Origin of the sequence: Nostoc sp. NMS2, assembly GCF_017115105.1 — a bacterium.
Lineage (GTDB): Bacteria > Cyanobacteriota > Cyanobacteriia > Cyanobacteriales > Nostocaceae > Nostoc.
In genome coordinates, this window is the sequence record NZ_JABXKH010000028.1 from 1 (window position 1) to 16,131 (window position 16,131).

Annotated in this window: 12 protein-coding genes; 6 read left to right on the top strand and 6 right to left on the bottom strand. The window is 41.3% G+C overall.

Going from position 1 to position 16,131, the window contains the following annotated elements:
- Window positions 1-505 precede the first annotated feature (505 nt).
- The 4 genes from HWQ36_RS02340 to HWQ36_RS02355 all read left to right on the top strand — a co-directional run bounded on the left by HWQ36_RS02340 (window position 506) and on the right by HWQ36_RS02355 (window position 5,807).
- Window positions 506-952 carry a DUF3598 family protein gene (locus tag HWQ36_RS02340; RefSeq protein ID WP_292697702.1) on the top strand — a complete coding sequence of 149 codons (447 nt, stop codon included), beginning with the start codon at window positions 506-508 and terminating at the stop codon, window positions 950-952.
- Between the two features lie 125 nt (window positions 953-1,077).
- On the top strand, window positions 1,078-2,469 hold the full coding sequence (gene hisS, locus HWQ36_RS02345) for a histidine--tRNA ligase (RefSeq protein ID WP_292697704.1): 1,392 nt from the start codon (window positions 1,078-1,080) through the stop codon (window positions 2,467-2,469).
- A 220-nt stretch (window positions 2,470-2,689) separates the two neighbouring features.
- Window positions 2,690-3,325: a restriction endonuclease subunit R gene (locus HWQ36_RS02350; protein ID WP_292697706.1), complete on the top strand. Its 636-nt coding sequence runs from the start codon at window positions 2,690-2,692 to the stop codon at window positions 3,323-3,325.
- Between the two features lie 388 nt (window positions 3,326-3,713).
- Window positions 3,714-5,807, top strand: a complete 2,094-nt coding sequence (locus HWQ36_RS02355) for a prolyl oligopeptidase family serine peptidase (RefSeq protein WP_292697708.1) — start codon at window positions 3,714-3,716, stop codon at window positions 5,805-5,807.
- Between the two features lie 65 nt (window positions 5,808-5,872).
- Here HWQ36_RS02355 and HWQ36_RS02360 read toward each other — a convergent pair whose 3' ends face one another.
- The 4 genes from HWQ36_RS02360 to HWQ36_RS02375 all read right to left on the bottom strand — a co-directional run bounded on the left by HWQ36_RS02360 (window position 5,873) and on the right by HWQ36_RS02375 (window position 7,923).
- Complete coding sequence (locus HWQ36_RS02360) at window positions 5,873-6,370, bottom strand: hypothetical protein (RefSeq protein ID WP_292697710.1); 498 nt, start codon at window positions 6,368-6,370, stop codon at window positions 5,873-5,875.
- Between the two features lie 143 nt (window positions 6,371-6,513).
- Window positions 6,514-6,945 (bottom strand): type II toxin-antitoxin system VapC family toxin, encoded by a 432-nt coding sequence (locus HWQ36_RS02365; protein WP_292697712.1) that lies wholly within the window; start codon window positions 6,943-6,945, stop codon window positions 6,514-6,516.
- A complete protein-coding gene (locus HWQ36_RS02370; RefSeq protein WP_366828248.1) occupies window positions 6,938-7,210 on the bottom strand; it encodes a YlcI/YnfO family protein in 273 nt (90 codons plus the stop codon). The genes HWQ36_RS02365 and HWQ36_RS02370 overlap by 8 nt, the downstream gene beginning before the upstream one ends.
- Window positions 7,211-7,440: 230 nt before the next feature.
- Complete coding sequence (locus HWQ36_RS02375) at window positions 7,441-7,923, bottom strand: hypothetical protein (RefSeq protein ID WP_292697714.1); 483 nt, start codon at window positions 7,921-7,923, stop codon at window positions 7,441-7,443.
- Window positions 7,924-9,127: 1,204 nt separating this feature from the next.
- Here HWQ36_RS02375 and HWQ36_RS02380 point away from each other — a divergent pair.
- On the top strand, window positions 9,128-11,905 hold the full coding sequence (locus HWQ36_RS02380) for a pitrilysin family protein (RefSeq protein WP_292697716.1): 2,778 nt from the start codon (window positions 9,128-9,130) through the stop codon (window positions 11,903-11,905).
- Between the two features lie 1,128 nt (window positions 11,906-13,033).
- On the opposite strand, the gene HWQ36_RS02385 is transcribed toward HWQ36_RS02380, so the two are convergent.
- Together HWQ36_RS02385 and HWQ36_RS02390 are read right to left on the bottom strand one after the other, a co-directional pair.
- On the bottom strand, window positions 13,034-13,651 hold the full coding sequence (locus tag HWQ36_RS02385) for a DUF4231 domain-containing protein (protein WP_292697718.1): 618 nt from the start codon (window positions 13,649-13,651) through the stop codon (window positions 13,034-13,036).
- A 9-nt stretch (window positions 13,652-13,660) separates the two neighbouring features.
- Window positions 13,661-14,407 carry a hypothetical protein gene (locus tag HWQ36_RS02390; protein ID WP_292697720.1) on the bottom strand — a complete coding sequence of 249 codons (747 nt, stop codon included), beginning with the start codon at window positions 14,405-14,407 and terminating at the stop codon, window positions 13,661-13,663.
- A 323-nt stretch (window positions 14,408-14,730) separates the two neighbouring features.
- Here HWQ36_RS02390 and glyA point away from each other — a divergent pair, with 323 nt between their 5' ends.
- Window positions 14,731-16,014: a serine hydroxymethyltransferase gene (gene glyA, locus HWQ36_RS02395; RefSeq protein WP_292697722.1), complete on the top strand. Its 1,284-nt coding sequence runs from the start codon at window positions 14,731-14,733 to the stop codon at window positions 16,012-16,014.
- Window positions 16,015-16,131 lie beyond the last annotated feature (117 nt).

Genomic DNA, 16,131 nt, shown 5'->3' on the forward strand with positions numbered 1-16,131 from the left:
GAATTAAATCTTACCCTACCTCGGATGGTGTCACTTTGTTTCCAACAAAGATTGCTGATCAGGCAAGTCCTCTTGTCAATAGGCTTTGAGACGCGCTAACCCTGATAAAAATAGTAGGTTGGGTTGAGCAATAGCGAAACCCAACAAATGGTTAATAATGTTGGGTTTCGTTCCTCAACCCAACCTACACAACTTTTAGTTTTTACCCTTAACTGAACCGTATTGGGTTATGTGTAGAATCCAAAAATTAGTCCATGTAACCTAGAAAGGCAGAGCGCTAAATCGAATTGTTAGTACTACAGCATTGCATTATATAATAAGCTCTGCGGCGTGGAACTTGGTCTGACTCAAACATTAGTAAGAGAAATGGCTCATGATTTGCGTCCTGTCACAACCAAAGGGAGCTTGCGGTTTTAGTCCGTCACTTACTTACCTCTGGCGGTAAGTGGAGGTAGTTCACCTTGAGTTGTATGCCTTACCTAAAGTTGTTGAGAGGTGAATTGCAATGTCTAATATTCGAGAAGAAATGCCCGTACTAGTCCGTCATGAGGGAGATTGGGTAGGAACTTATACATTAGTTGATACAACAGGAAAAATCCTCGATAGTTATGAGTCTCACTTAACCTGTCAATTTCCAGAAAATGGCCCTCATCCCTACTATCAAATCAATCGCTACAAGTGGTCTGATGGGAAAGAAGAAAAGCATGAATTTCCAGGAATCTATAAAGATAATAAACTTTGGTTTGACACCGAGCGCATCCAAGGGAAAGCCTGGGAAATTGATGATTCTGTTGTAATTTTGTGGTTTAGTTATAAAACAAACCCAGAAATGAGTTTATACGAAATGATCTACATTAGTCCCGATAATAACAATCGTGCCCGCACTTGGCATTGGTTTAAGAACAATAAAATCTTTCAACGCACCTTAATTCAAGAAGAACGGCTAAAATAGTAATTTCTGTTCTCAGAAATCATCAATCATTATTCTCTAGTCCGCGCAGGCGGACTTTGTTTGTGTAGCCACGGCTTCCAGTGGTTAGGCTTTCATCTCAAATTTCAACTTAGTAAGGTACACGCATGGCAAAAGGTGACAAAATAAACTTTTCTACTCCTAGTGGTTTTCCAGAATTTCTTCCTAATGAAAAGCGTCTAGAATTATATTTGTTAGATATCATCCGTAGAGTTTTTGAAAGCTATGGATTTACGCCCATCGAAACACCTGCTGTAGAACGTTTAGAAGTACTGCAAGCTAAAGGAAATCAAGGCGACAATATCATCTATGGCATTGACCCCATCCTGCCACCAAATCGACAAGCCGAGAGAGATAAATCAGGCGAAACCGGTTCAGAAGCAAGAGCTTTAAAGTTTGATCAAACAGTTCCTTTAGCAGCTTATATCGCCCGTCACCTAAATGAGTTAACCTTTCCCTTTGCCCGCTACCAAACCGATATGGTTTTTCGGGGAGAACGAGCGAAAGATGGGCGTTTTCGTCAGTTCCGCCAGTGTGATATTGATGTAGTTGCTCGTCGTGAACTCAGCTTGCTCTATGATGCTCAAATGCCGGCAATTATCACTGAAATATTTGAAGCAATTAATATCGGTGATTTTTTGATTCGTATCAATAATCGCAAAGTTCTTATAGGTTTTTTTAAGTCAGTAGGAATTACCGAAGATAAAATTAAATCGTGTATTAGTATTGTTGATAATTTAGAAAAAATTGGTGAAAGTAAAGTAAAACAAGAATTAGAAAAAGAGGGAGTTTCAGAAGAACAGACTCAAAAAATTATTGATTTTATTAAAATTGATGGTTCTATTGATGAAGTATTAGATAAGCTTAAGCATCTCACCCAAAACCTGCCAGAAACCGAGCAATTAAGCCTGGGAATTAGCGAATTAGAAACGGTAATTACAGGCGTGCGTAATCTCGGAGTTGCCGAAAATCGTTTCTGTATTGATTTATCAATTGCCCGTGGTCTTGATTACTATACTGGTACAGTTTACGAAACAACCTTATTAGGACATGAAGCTTTAGGTAGTATCTGTTCTGGCGGCAGATATGAAGAACTAGTTGGGGTATTTTTGGGTGAAAAGATGCCTGGTGTAGGCATTTCTATCGGCTTAACTCGCTTAATTAGTCGGTTGTTAAAAGCTGGTATTCTTAGTACCTTAGCTGCTACACCAGCCCAGGTGATGGTAGTGAATATGCAAGAAGATTTAATGCCAACTTATTTAAAAGTTTCGCAACATCTGCGTCAGGCTGGAATTAATGTTATTACTAACTTTGATAAGCGTCCTTTGGGTAAACAATTTCAGCTAGCCGATAAGCAAGGAATTCAATTTTGTGTAATTATTGGTTCTGAGGAAGCAGCAGCGCAAAAGTCTTCGCTGAAAGATTTGAAATCAGGTGAGCAAGTAGAAGTGCTACTGGTAGATTTGGCTGAAGAAGTTAAAAGAAGGCTTGCCTCATAAGCTACAAAAATTCTATGGGTAGGTTGGGTTGAGGAACGAAACCCAACACCAAGAATTATTGATTTTGTTGGGTAACACTAAAGTTCAACCCAACCTACAAATATTTTATTTTTTCAGAGTAATAAAAAAGCGCTAAAGAAGTTGGTTAGTCAACTAGGAGTTAAGATAGGTTTTATGTAGGGAATTTGGATTGGGTTTTACCTTAATCAAGCAAAAATATATGACAATTCTTGACCCTCGTAATTTATCCTTAGAAGAAATTCATCGTCTGTTTGGCTTTCAAGAACAATACAGTGATTCATATTCTAACTACTTATTTCTGGAACCTCTCACGGAAGCAGAACAGCAGGAACTCAAACAAATTCAGCATGACTTTGATAGATACCTTACAGCAGGCAAAGTTTCTGAAGGTCAGGTAAAATTTCTTGCCGTTGCCCCTTTATTAAGATTGGCTGGTTTTTATCGCTATCCTATCGAGATTGTTTTGGAAGAAAATATTGCTGATATTGAAGTTGAAGATGAAGATATCAAAATTAAAGGAAGATTTGATATTTTAGCTATTAGTAAAGCTAAACATACAAAACCTCAAACATATTTTTGGGTGCTGTTAATTGAATCTAAAAATAGTCAGATTGATATATCAACAGGTTTACCTCAGTTACTCACATACTCTTATAAAAATTTAGATAATCAAAAATCAGTTTGGGGATTAACTACTAATGGTAGAAGTTATCAGTTTGTCTATATTGAACAAGGAAATCCGCCTATTTATTATCTGTTACCAGAATTAAATTTAATGGAAAGAGAGCGTTCAAGTCAGTTGCTACAAGTTTTAAAAGCAATTTGTCAGCTTTAAAAGGGAATTTATGCCCAGTACCAGGTAACAGAAACGTATAAACCGTAATACTTCGTGCGAAATGACTTGTTTGTGAATCTTCACTGTTTCCTGTAAGCCTTATATGCTAAACTTTACAAGCCTTGAGGCATCGCCAGCCAACCAAAACACATAAAAATAAATCTGAACTGATGAGCAACAGAATAATGTCGGCGGTGTTTAGATTATCGTTAATCTGGTGATCTCACTCCTCTCCAGGTAGTATTTTGCGATCGCGCCAGCTTGAAATCACGCCCTGCCATTCTAATATAGTCAGGTGTTTAGAATTTTTCCGCAGATTTGGTCAGTGTATGCCCCACGTCTTAGGTCTATCTTTGTAGTATGTAAAGAAGCACTTCAACCTGAGATTATGCCCTCATCTAAAAAACCCCTCACCTACCCATCCAGCCAGAAAAGCAATCAAGTCGATAACTACCACGGTACTTTAGTCGCAGATTCTTATCGTTGGTTAGAAGATCCTGACTCTGAAGAAACAAGGGCTTGGATTGAGGCACAAAATCAAATTACCTTTGGCTACTTGAGCGAAATTCCTGCCAGGGAAAAAATTAAACAGCGCCTCACCAAACTTTGGGATTATGAAAAATATGGTATCCCTTTTAAAGAAGGCGAATCTCTGCGAGACGGTTCTACAGTTCGCTACTTTTATTTTAAAAATGACGGACTGCAAAACCAAAGTGTCCTCTACACTCTAAAAAACCTCGACGATCAACCCAAAGTTTTACTCGATCCCAATCAACTCTCAGAAGATGGCACTGTTGCTCTTTCAGGATTGTCTATTAGCGAGGATGGTAAACTTTTAGCTTATGGTCTATCCACCTCTGGTTCTGATTGGCAAGAGTGGAAAGTACGCGATGTTGAAACTGGTGAAGACCTACAAGACCATCTGAAGTGGATTAAATTTTCTGGTGCATCCTGGACACATAATAATCAAGGTTTCTTCTATAGTCGCTACGATGAGCCGAATGAAAAAACTCAATTAGAAGATGTTAACTATTATCAAAAGCTCTACTATCATCAACTAGGCAAACCTCAATCAGAAGATGTACTAATTTATCATCGTCCTGACCAAAAAGAATGGGGTTTTGGTGGTGGTGTTTCTGAAGATGGACACTATCTAATAATTTCTATTTGGCTGGGTAGCGACTCCAAAAACTTGGTTTTCTTCAAAGATTTAACTAACCCTAATGCTGAAGTTGTAGAATTAATTAACCAGTTTAAGGCAGATTACAGCTTTATCGACAATGATGATAGCGTCTTCTATTTCCGCACGAATTTAAATGCACCACGGGGAAGAGTTATTGCAATTGACACTAAAAACCCTGTGCCAGAAAATTGGCGAGAAATTATTCCCCAATCAGCAGAAACCTTAGAAAGTGTAGGCATACTCAATAACCAATTTGTTGCTGATTACCTCAAAGATGCTCATAGCCAAATTAAAATCTTTGACCTCAAAGGCGGGTTTATTCGTGAGGTAGAACTACCCGGACTCGGTTCAGCCGGAGGTTTTGGAGGAAAGCGTCATGATACCGAAACTTTTTATAGTTACACCAGCTTTACCATACCAGGAACTATCTATCAGTACGATATGATAACTGGTAAAAGTACTATTTTTCGCCAGCCACAGGTAGACTTTAATCCTGATGATTATGAGACAAAACAGGTTTTTTACCAGAGCAAAGATGGTACTAGAGTACCCATGTTTATTACGCACAAAAAGGGCATTAAATTAGATGGAAATAACCCCACTTATCTCTATGCTTATGGTGGTTTTAATGCCTCAATGACACCTGGCTTTTCGGTGAGTCTGTTGGTGTGGATGGAGATGGGTGGTGTCTATGCGATGTCTAATATCCGTGGCGGTGGAGAATACGGCGAAGAATGGCATCAAGCAGGAATGAAGGATAAAAAGCAGAATGTCTTTGATGACTTTATTGGCGCAGCTGAGTGGTTGATTGCTAATAAGTATACTAAGACTGAGAAGCTAGCGATCGCAGGTGGTAGTAACGGTGGCTTATTAGTTGGTGCTTGCATAACACAGCGCCCCGATTTATTTGGTGCAGCAATACCCGCCGTCGGCGTGATGGATATGTTGCGGTTCCACAAATTTACCATCGGTTGGGCTTGGACTTCCGAATATGGTTCAGCAGATAATTCAGAAGAGTTTCCAGCGCTGTATGCTTATTCGCCACTCCATAACATCAAACCAGATACAGCTTACCCAGCCACCTTAATTACCACAGCCGATCATGACGATCGCGTTGTCCCTGCTCATAGTTTCAAATTTGCCGCCGCTTTGCAAGAAGCTCACGCAGGTGATGCGCCAGTCTTAATTAGAATTGAGACTAAGGCAGGACATGGTGCAGGTAAACCCACTGCTAAAATTATCGAGGAAGCCGCAGATAAATGGGCTTTTTTGGTGCGGACTTTAGATGTAGAAGTTTAAGAGTTGATTTATTTGTAGAGTGCGTTACACTGCGTTGACGCACTACATTATTTCCATAAGCTCAATTATTTCAGTGTATCTAAATTCAGAATAATTGAGGGAGCATTAGCACCGATCAAGTTGCCACCCTTGAATAAAAAGTCGCCAATTACATTTTTTGTCTGTGGCGCATATTCCCAAGGGTCTTGTGCAACCCAAACTACCTGAACTTCACGTGTCCATATCTCATCTTTATTTTCAGCAATGGGACTAACTGTTTCCACCACATGAGTTACGCGATGACCATGATTTTTATGGTTTTGGCACAAGAGAATGCGATCGCCCTGAACTGCTTTGTTTGCATCTTTTTCTTTTAGTGCCAATATCTTATTAATTTCCTCTTCGCTCAATCTTTTCTTCAAGTCTTCATTCATTGCCCAATGCAAATAGAAGGGAACATCAATTTTGCAATATTCTTTGTAAGACCAATCTTTTCTTTGACTAGCAGTATGATTAACAAGCTTAAGGTATTTGATATTTAGGTGATTATCAGTTGTTTCTAAAGAAGCTTCTTTGTTTTGCATTGGGAGTTGGGTGTTTGAAGGATCACTTTTAACCATAAAAGAATTACCTGCGAAAACAGAAGTGAAAACTACAGTTATATGGTTCCCTGAAATTCTCCCCACATTGCAGTAATAGGTATTAAAAGTCAAACTTCCCTATACTGCTATATTTCTCCTATTTCTCGGAGATAAGCCGGTCGGGGTGTGAGTTGTCTAACCAGTGCAGTATCAGCCGTCCAAAACTCCGCAGATGTACTTTCAGCACAAGCAAGAAATGCTGCATCATAAAGGGTAGATAAACCGTATTTATCGGCAATTTTCCAGGTCATTGACCTAATTGCCTCTTCTTCAATGTAATCAATAGGCAGTTCGCAGAAGTCTTCAAAAAAACCTAGCGCTTCTTCTGTTGTAATTACTCCCATGCGGGTTTTCTTTCTTAGCACAGATCCTACTTCTGCCCAAGCAAAAGCTGGAGCCACTAAGGGTATACTCAAACTTAAGGCTTCTGCTACTAGTTTTCTGGACTGGGGTTGATAAAATTCTGGTACAAGATAGGGAATCCAAACGCTAGTATCTAAACACAAAACTCTAGTCACGTCGCCCTTCATTCTCTCTGAGGCTGCGAATCAAATCTGTAGAAGCTGGTTGTACCCCAGTTTTAGCTTTAACGGTTTCGCTGCGGGCAATTATGCGTTGATGGGCAGCCCATCCCCTGCGGCGGCTTACCTCACGTTCCAAAGCCTCAACTACTAAATCATTCAAGGATTCGCTACTTTCCTTAATTTTTTTAGCTTTGAGGAGTAAATCAGCCGGAAACCGAATTGTTAGGGCTTCGCGTTCCATAGCAATAATTGCAACCAAATATTGATACCACTTATTATAACTGCTCTATATCCAGGGGGCTTCAGTTGATAAAGGTGGAGAAAAACAGAAGCAATTATTTGCCTTCACCCTTACCGCTTTTCTTCATTTGAGCAAGAAGTTTAATTTCTGATGACTTACGTAAAACTTTAGCCAAAACCCTTATTTTCAGGTAGGGGACGGAGCGCGTATAGCTTTGCGTAAGTCCTATTTATTTATCCGTTTTGTACTTAAAAATTGACAGCTTGGGCTGTCCCCTTGAGATGGATTATTGTATAAGTTTGTTTCTGCCCTTGGTTGAATTGAGGAATCGTAGAAAACCGATTTAATGTTGTGATTCCGTTAGTTACAATTTTTACTTCGTTGCTGTATCCCAGGTTTATATGGGGTATGAGCAAGCTAAATGTGGTGGAACCAGTATCTACTGTCTTTTTAATAGTCACAGTCACTAGTGTACCAATTTCCGTTTCGACTGTACGGATCTCATCTCCCTGAAAGTTTAATGTCTGTTTCTGATCTTGATAGTTGAAAAGGGGCTTGCCAGTAAAGCTTGATGTCGAGTAATTAATACTGACTTTATCGCCTTTAGAATTATATCCTGTGAAATTATATAAGTTCGGTGTTTTTTCTTCTAAGGCATGAGACTGTAATACAGGTATTGCTGTTAAAGCTATACCTAATGCGAATGATGCAATTAAGTTTCTTGTTTGCATATCTCAAAAAGTTGTTGCTAGTTTGACAGAGATACCTACCCTGATGGGATGACAATTAGGAATCAAATCAATCGTAGAAGTAGATATACCAAAAAACTTGTCAAATGGAACACATTGCAATAGTTGTTAATATAATTACAATAATTAGTAACAGTACGTAAAGTTGCATCTGTCTTGAAAAGAAGAATTCAGGAGCGGAGCCGGAGACGCTCCGCCTCCGGTCAGAATCAAGATGCGAAGCTCTCTACGAGATGCTGTGCTATCCACCATTGATGTACTGAGCTATTCGTTGTGTCGTACAGAATTCATTCTGTTAGCGGTAGCGGGGCGACTTGAAAACCAACTCAACTATTACGGCATGGGAAAAATAAAGCTACCATTGAAAATGGTAAAAAAGCCCAGAATGTAAGTCTTTTGACTTCCACGAAGTGGTACTAAAGTTTTGTTTTATCAAAACAGAATTCAGAATGAATGCTGTAAGAGGTTGTTTAAAAAGTGGTTAGCTGTGATTTTAGGCACTTATTGATCCCCCCTAGCCCCCCTTAAAAAGCAGGGCTGATTCATTCCCTAAAAGGCTTTAAAAATCAAGAGTTCTAGCAATTTAAATTTGATTATTTTGCTAAGAGCGTGTCGAGAGAACAGATAATTACACTGTTGTTTATGTGCTTAAAAGTCTATTCAGTCGCTACTCATACTTATGATTTTTATCGCTAACTATCTTGACAAATCCTGTTTAAGAGGGAACGAAACAGCCCTGCCCTTAAAAAGGGGGGAAAACTTCTTAAAGTCCCCCAATTTATCGGGGAGCCACTGCGGTCTTGGGGTCTCCCCAAGTGAAGCAAGTGGCGTGGATTTAGGGGGATCTAAAACGTTTTGTTACCGAGAAGAGGACTTTTCAAACATCCTCTAAGACTAGCGGACAGTACAGAGGTAGCGAGTCCCCTACTAAATAAGTTGGCAGAAATAAACCAAATTATGTTACGAAACGTAAAGAGGCTTGAAGTCATGACCAATACTTCGGCTTACCTCGACTTCGCTCGGCACAAGTCGCTCAGTACAAGTGACAAAGGACAAATGACAGCCCTTGCCAGTTAGCTTTAAATTGCGCCAACCTACTTAATTGATTCTGACCGAAGTTTCGGAATCCCCGGCTCCGCTTCTGAATTCTTCTTCAAAATTAGAAATTTTGCATTTGGCATTGCTTATGAAGTTACGTTCATATATGTTTATAGGTTTTTTTCTCAGTCTGCTCCTAAGTCTTTTGCCTTTTTCGAGCAATTTCATAAATGCTGCAACACCGACAGCAGTCGCACCTGTATCTGCTGCCTCATTCACCCAAGGGGTAAAAAAAACGGTGTTGGACAACGGCTTAACAGTGCTAACTAAGGAAGTCCATACTGCTCCAGTGGTGAGTGTGCAAGTTTGGTATAAAGTTGGTTCTCGTAACGAGGTTAAGGGAGAAAATGGCATTTCTCACCAGCTAGAACATTTGATGTTCAAGGGTACAACTGCCCGCCCAGTGCAGTTTGGCAGATTGTTTAGTGCCTTGGGTAGCCAGTTCAATGCCTTTACTAGTTATGACCAAACAGCTTACTTTGGCACAGTGCAACGAGACAGACTCGAAGCATTGTTGACACTGGAAGCCGATCGCATGGAAAATTCTTTAGTTGGGTCTGAACAACTCACCAGTGAAAAGCGGGTGGTGATTTCCGAGTTACAGGGGTACGAAAATTCACCAGGCTATCGTCTGAGTCGGGCAGTGATGCGAGATGCTTTCCCTAACAGAGCTTATGGCTTACCAGTAGGAGGCACAAAAGCTGATGTAGAGAAATTCACGGTGGAGCAGGTGCGGAATTATTACCAAACCTACTACAGCCCAGAAAATGCCACGTTAGTAATTACAGGGGATTTTGCCACAGAACCTGTACTCAAAGTTGTTCAAGAAACTTATGGGAAGTTGGCAAAACGATCGCAAGAGGGCACGGTAAAGGGAAATGTCGCTCCATCTTCTCCGGTTGCCCCTACTACTAAAAAAGCACCGATTGTTTTGAAGCAACCTGGAAGCGCGGCACTACTACAAGCAGTGTATCCTTTACCAGATATCAAGCATCCTGATGTCCCAGCAATTGATGTGATGGATGCCATTCTCACAGGTGGACGTAGCTCTAGACTTTATCAGGCTTTGGTAGAATCTGGACTTGCCAGTTCAGTAAGTGGCGGTGCTGCCGAACTCATCGAACCAGGTTGGTATGAAATTAATGCTACGGCGGCTCCTGGTCAAGAGTTAAGTAAAATTGCCCAGGTGCTTCAGGAATCTTTAGGAAAGTTGCAACAGCAGCCTGTCACCACAGAAGAATTGAACCGGGCGAAAACGCAACTGCAAGCTTCGTATATCTTGGGTAATCAAGATATTACTAGTCAGGCTAGCCAACTGGGATATAACCAAACGATCGCAGGTGATTATCGTTTTATTGAACAGTATCTCGCTGCGATCGCAAAAGTCACCCCAGCCCAAGTCCAGAAAGTAGCCAAAACCTACCTAAATCCAGCTAAACAAACCATCGGCTTCTTTGAGCCAACTCAACCAGATGGCAAACCAGGGACTTCTAGCGCTGGTTCTGGGCGCACAGTGGAAAATTTCAGCCCCGGTAAACCTGTAGATCCGGCAGAACTAGCTAAATATCTCCCACCCGCCACATCAGCTACAGATTCGGCCAAACCATCGCTACCAGAAGAGTTTACCTTAAATAATGGCTTGCGGGTTTTGTTGTTACGCGATCGCAGCCTCCCCACCATTAACCTGAGTGGACAAATTGACGCTGGTAGTGAATTTGACGGTAATCAAAAAGCTGGATTAGCAAATCTGACTGCGACCAACTTAATGAATGGGACGCAGACTAAAAATGCTCTTACCCTAGCAAAAACCTTAGAAGACCTGGGAGCCGATTTGAGCTTCAGTGCCAGCCGCGAGGGAGTTAACGTTAGCGGTGAAGGACTTTCAAAGAACCTGCCGATATTGATTCAAACTCTGGCAGATGTCTTAGAAAATGCCACTTTCCCAGCCGACCAGTTAGAATTGAGCCGTCAACGGGCACTGACAAGTCTTAAAGTCCAACTAGACGATCCTAGAGGACTAGGACGACAAGTATTCCAGCAGGCAATTTATCCTGAAAATCATCCATTCCATAGCTTTCCCACATTCGAGAGCTTAAAGACCATTACTCGTGACAATTTGCTTGGCTTCTATCAGACACACTACCGACCAGATAGCACAACGATCGCAATAGTAGGAGACTTTGATCCAGTTAAGGTAAAAACTTTGCTGAATCAGGCGTTTGGCAAATGGCAAGCCACAGGTAAGCCACCTGTGCTGAAAATATCATCCGTGCCATTCCCGCAAACTTCGACACGTTTAAACAAAATAATTCCTGGTAAAGCTGAGGCTGTTACCTACATCGGCTACAACGGCATCTCTCGGAAAGACCCGCGTTATTATGCGGCACTGATACTGAATCAAATTTTGGGTGGTGATACCTTATCTAGCCGCTTGGGTACGGAAGTGCGCGATCGCCTGGGTCTAACCTACGGTATCTATAGTGGTTTTGCCGCCGGCATCAATCCTGGCCCGTTCTTGATTCAAATGCAAACTGCTCCTGGAGACACCCAAAAAGCGATCGCCAGTACTCTCGCTTTACTTAAACAGTTGCGCCAACAAGGAGTAACTGAGGCTGAATTCAACACGGCAAAACGCTCAATTACTAATAGCTACCCCGTGGATTTAGCTAATCCCAGTAATGTATCAAGCATCATTTTAGATAATGCTGTCTTGGGACTTTCACGAGCAGAAATCCGAGACTTTCCTCAACGGATTCAATCAGTCACTATGACTCAGATGCAACAGGCAATTGAGGATTTAATTAAGCCGGAAAATCTGGTAATCGTCACCGCCGGGCCTGGAGATACTGTACCTAAAGGCGGTTAAATAATTCGTAATTCGTAATTCGTAATTCGTAATTTGTAATTCGTAATTTGTAATTACGTTTTGTGACGGGGATTTAGCGCTGCATTGCGGTGTTGGGGAGCCAGTCTAGTCTTGGGGTTTCCCCAAGTGGAGGAACTGGCGTGTTTCCCCCGCCGCAGGATGCGCGTAAAGCCAACTCTTAGAGACGCTGCGCGAATGGCATAGCTTCGCTTAGCGCAAAGCGTCTCCAAGAGTTGCGCTGTAGAGGAGCAACTTTGCAAGACAGACTCCGCTTAACATACTTGCGGCTACTCTTGAGCCGGGGATTTAAACCTCCCGAAGTTAGTTAATTAACTCACTGAATTTTAAATTTTGGATAATCGAATTGAAAGATTCAAAATTCCAAATTTCACCTGATAGTGCTAAGAGACACATACCTGAATATTTTGAGAGAGTATTTCTCTATCTAACGGAGGAATTGAGAAAGATATTATCAGGACAAAATAAACAGATATTCCGATCACCTGACGAACTTTAACTCCTATTTCCCCATTCCTATCTAGAAATGGGGAATTTTTTTCAAAAGCTACCAACATGGAATTCCAATGAAATATTTATCTGTCTTTAGGAGGAATAAGATAAAGTCTAAAAATAATAAAAACTTAAGTAGCCCGATTACCCTACCTGACTTTGTTCTAGCTCTCCCCATGTTTTTATCTAACGGGGGAGAGTTTATTTAAATAATTCGTAATTCGTAATTCGTAATTCGTAATTCGTAAAAGAAGAGGTAAATCAGGGAAAATTTAACTTCAAGCCCTTGCCTCTTGTCGTATATGGTTTTCCCGATTTTATTTTTGAATTTTGAATTGTTAACAAACTTCGGCGGGTTTAAGAGGATGTTTGAAAAGTCCTCTTGTCGGTATCAAAAGTTTTAGATCCCTCTAAATCCACGCCACCTGCTCATGGGGGAGACCCCCAAGTGGAGCGACTGACGTGGGTTAGGGGGGATCTAAAAGTGCCTAAAGTCACAGCGAAAAACTTTTCAAACAACCTCTAAGTCCCCGGCTATAAAAGAAGCCGTAAGTTTTGTGGCTCTTGTCTTTATCCCCGTTACAAAACTGTACTTGCGACTTGCGACTTCCTACTTCTTTAATCTTCCTCTTTCTTTTCTTCCAAATTGGTTATCTTTGCATTTGGCATCAGGATATAATTTTCCTGACTCTTTTGTTGTTCTTTCTTTTCTTGTATAACTTGAGTGGAGTATATTTCAACATCTCGTTGAATAATATCTTCTACATTACCTGCAAAAAGATTAAACGCCTGTTCGTGGTTTGTATAATCACGATAAGGGCCTGTCAACTGTGAAAATTGCCACCCTTGGGTTTTCAAAGATTCGACTGTACGACGATAGTGTCGCCAACGTTCTCCATAATGAAAAAACTCTTCAATGGCAGCACTAACAGCAACTATTTGACTCAAACCAAAAGTTGACCAGATAATAACATTCTTGACTTTATTGTTAACTTGTAGAGTAGCGTTAATGTTTAAACTTACCAATGCCGGGAGAATTACACCGCCAACAATAGTTGTTATCCGCAACAAATAATGGCGATCGCGTGATAAATTCGCTTTACCTTCCATCCAGAGTACTTGGTCTAACCAGCGCGATCGCAAAAAATGTCTTTGCCCATCGCCTAAGTTCATACCTTCAAATAACTTGTTAAAATCTTGCTTTAAAAATTCTTGATAACTATCTTTTTTTGCCATTATTCACTCCTAATTAGAAAGCAAATCTGTAATTATTTTGCCTAAGTTTTTAACTCCCTCCTCTATATCTATTAGGTTTATGTATTGTAATCTACCAGATTTAGCCAAATTTTTAGCCCGTTCATCGGTAGCTTCTCCACGCAAAGCATCTGCAAGGATATCTGCGGTTCTACCACTACCAGCAATCACAACAACTAACCTTCCGGTATTAACGCTAGAAAATGCATCTTCAAAGGTAATCTCACCACCGTTTAAAAGTACAGTCAGCGAAGGTGAATTATTAGCTAGTACAGTTGCAACGCGAGATATCCAAGGTGACTCGTCGCCCCAATTATCGCCAGGAACCAGTACAAAATGAGTATGGTTTGGCTCTAGCGGTGTCAAATCAGCAGCAGGTTCTTGTTGATTAGGTAAAGCCACTTTGTTTTCGGGTGTAACACCAATCAAAGCAAACTTAGCACCTATTTGGGTACGAGCCTCACCCATTAATTGCATAACTCCCGCATCTGTACCTCCATCGACAACATAAGCCCCCAAACTTTCGACGATGGGGGCTAAAACTTCTGTAAACAACCGTTTAATGCGGAGAAAGTCGGCTGCACTGATGTTACTTGCACCCCCTACCACTACTAAAATAGAATGCGAACCGCCAAGCCCTATTTGCTTAAGTGCATCTGGTAATTCGGCTTGTCGATCAACTCGAATAGCTAATGCTGTTTGTCCATTGTCAAAGGTAAGTTTCAAAGAACTTTTCATTTTTCACAATTCTGACTGCTTAAGTTTTCCAGGGTAGAACTTCATAGCCATGTTCCGCAAGGGCTGTATTACCGACAGTTAATTGCCTAAGAGTTCAGTTTTTTATCCACAGAGCAGCGATGTCTTTGACGTACGCCTACGCAAGCAACTTCAAAAAGCAACATTATGATAATTAATGCATTAATCAAGCTTACGCCTAATAATAAATAAGTTGGCACAAATAAACCTCCAGGTACGGAGACAATTAATCGCCTCCGTAGAACTGTTAGGTGCTGTGCCTAAGCCAAATCCACGTTGTACAAATTTTCATAAGGATAATTGAAGTGACTAGGACTAATTCAGACTTTCTTTCCTCCACCGATCCAGCGATCGCGGAGTTAATCAACGACGAACTACAGCGTCAGCGAGATCACTTAGAGTTGATTGCTAGCGAGAACTTTACCTCTGCTGCGGTACTAGCGGCTCAAGGTTCAGTACTGACAAATAAATACGCCGAGGGATTACCTGGTAAACGCTACTATGGCGGTTGTGAGTTTATCGACAAAATCGAGAAACTAGCGATCAATCGCGCTAAACAGATATTTGGTGCTGCTCATGCAAATGTGCAACCCCATTCTGGCGCACAAGCCAATTTTGCAGTGTTCCTGTCGCTGCTGGAACCAGGGGACAAAATTATGGGGATGGATTTGTCTCATGGGGGACATCTCACCCACGGTTCACCTGTAAATGTCTCAGGTAAGTGGTTCCAAGTTAGCCACTATGGTGTCAGCCAACAAACAGAACAACTTGACTATGACCAAATTCGAGAGCTGGCGCTGAGGGAGCGTCCCAAGCTCTTGATTTGTGGTTATTCAGCTTATCCCCGTGTAATTGATTTTGAAAAATTCCGTAGTATTGCTGATGAAATCGGCGCTTACTTACTTGCCGATATTGCTCATATCGCTGGTTTAGTTGCTAGTGGTCTTCATCCCGATCCCATTCCTCATTGTCATGTAGTAACAACAACTACACATAAGACTCTCCGCGGCCCTAGAGGTGGTTTAATTTTGACCGGTGACGCAGAACTAGGTAAAAAGCTAGATAAATCTGTTTTTCCTGGCAGTCAGGGCGGGCCATTAGAACACGTCATTGCTGGTAAAGCAGTGGCTTTTGGAGAAGCCCTAAAGCCTGAGTTTAAAACTTATTCTGCCCAAGTAATTGAAAATGCTCGTGCTTTGGCAGAACAACTACAAAGTCGGGGTTTAAAACTAGTGTCAAATGGCACTGATAACCATTTACTCCTCGTAGATTTACGCTCTGTAAATCTAACTGGTAAGCAGGCGGATCAGCTAGTCAGTACTGTAAATATTACTGCTAACAAGAATACCATTCCCTTTGATCCGCAATCGCCATTTGTTACCAGTGGTCTGAGGTTAGGTTCGCCCGCAATGACCACGCGGGGCTTAGGAGTAGCAGAATTTACCGAGATTGCAAATATTATTAGCGATCGCCTGCTTTCTCCAGATTCCGACATAGTAACCCAAGATTGTAGACAAAGGGTAGCAGCATTGTGCGATCGCTTCCCCTTATATCCTCACCTGGAAATTCCTGTACCAGCCCTAGCATAATTTGGCATGGGGCATTGGGCATGGAAAAGAGAAAAGGGAGACAAGGAAGAGGGGGGAGACAAGGGAGAGACTTAATTTTAATAATTCCCCCTTGTCCTCCTTGTCCCCCTGCTCCCC

Excerpts from the sequence above, each read along its gene's own strand:
- HWQ36_RS02350 (WP_292697706.1), top strand. The coding sequence starts at position 2,690 with ATGACAATTCTTGACCCTCGTAATTTATCCTTAGAAGAAATTCATCGT.
- HWQ36_RS02390 (WP_292697720.1), bottom strand. The coding sequence starts at position 14,407 with ATGAAAAGTTCTTTGAAACTTACCTTTGACAATGGACAAACAGCATTA.
- HWQ36_RS02360 (WP_292697710.1), bottom strand. The coding sequence starts at position 6,370 with ATGCAAAACAAAGAAGCTTCTTTAGAAACAACTGATAATCACCTAAAT.
- HWQ36_RS02375 (WP_292697714.1), bottom strand. The coding sequence starts at position 7,923 with ATGCAAACAAGAAACTTAATTGCATCATTCGCATTAGGTATAGCTTTA.
- HWQ36_RS02340 (WP_292697702.1), top strand. The coding sequence starts at position 506 with ATGTCTAATATTCGAGAAGAAATGCCCGTACTAGTCCGTCATGAGGGA.
- HWQ36_RS02380 (WP_292697716.1), top strand. The coding sequence starts at position 9,128 with ATGAAGTTACGTTCATATATGTTTATAGGTTTTTTTCTCAGTCTGCTC.
- HWQ36_RS02355 (WP_292697708.1), top strand. The coding sequence starts at position 3,714 with ATGCCCTCATCTAAAAAACCCCTCACCTACCCATCCAGCCAGAAAAGC.
- HWQ36_RS02385 (WP_292697718.1), bottom strand. The coding sequence starts at position 13,651 with ATGGCAAAAAAAGATAGTTATCAAGAATTTTTAAAGCAAGATTTTAAC.
- hisS (WP_292697704.1), top strand. The coding sequence starts at position 1,078 with ATGGCAAAAGGTGACAAAATAAACTTTTCTACTCCTAGTGGTTTTCCA.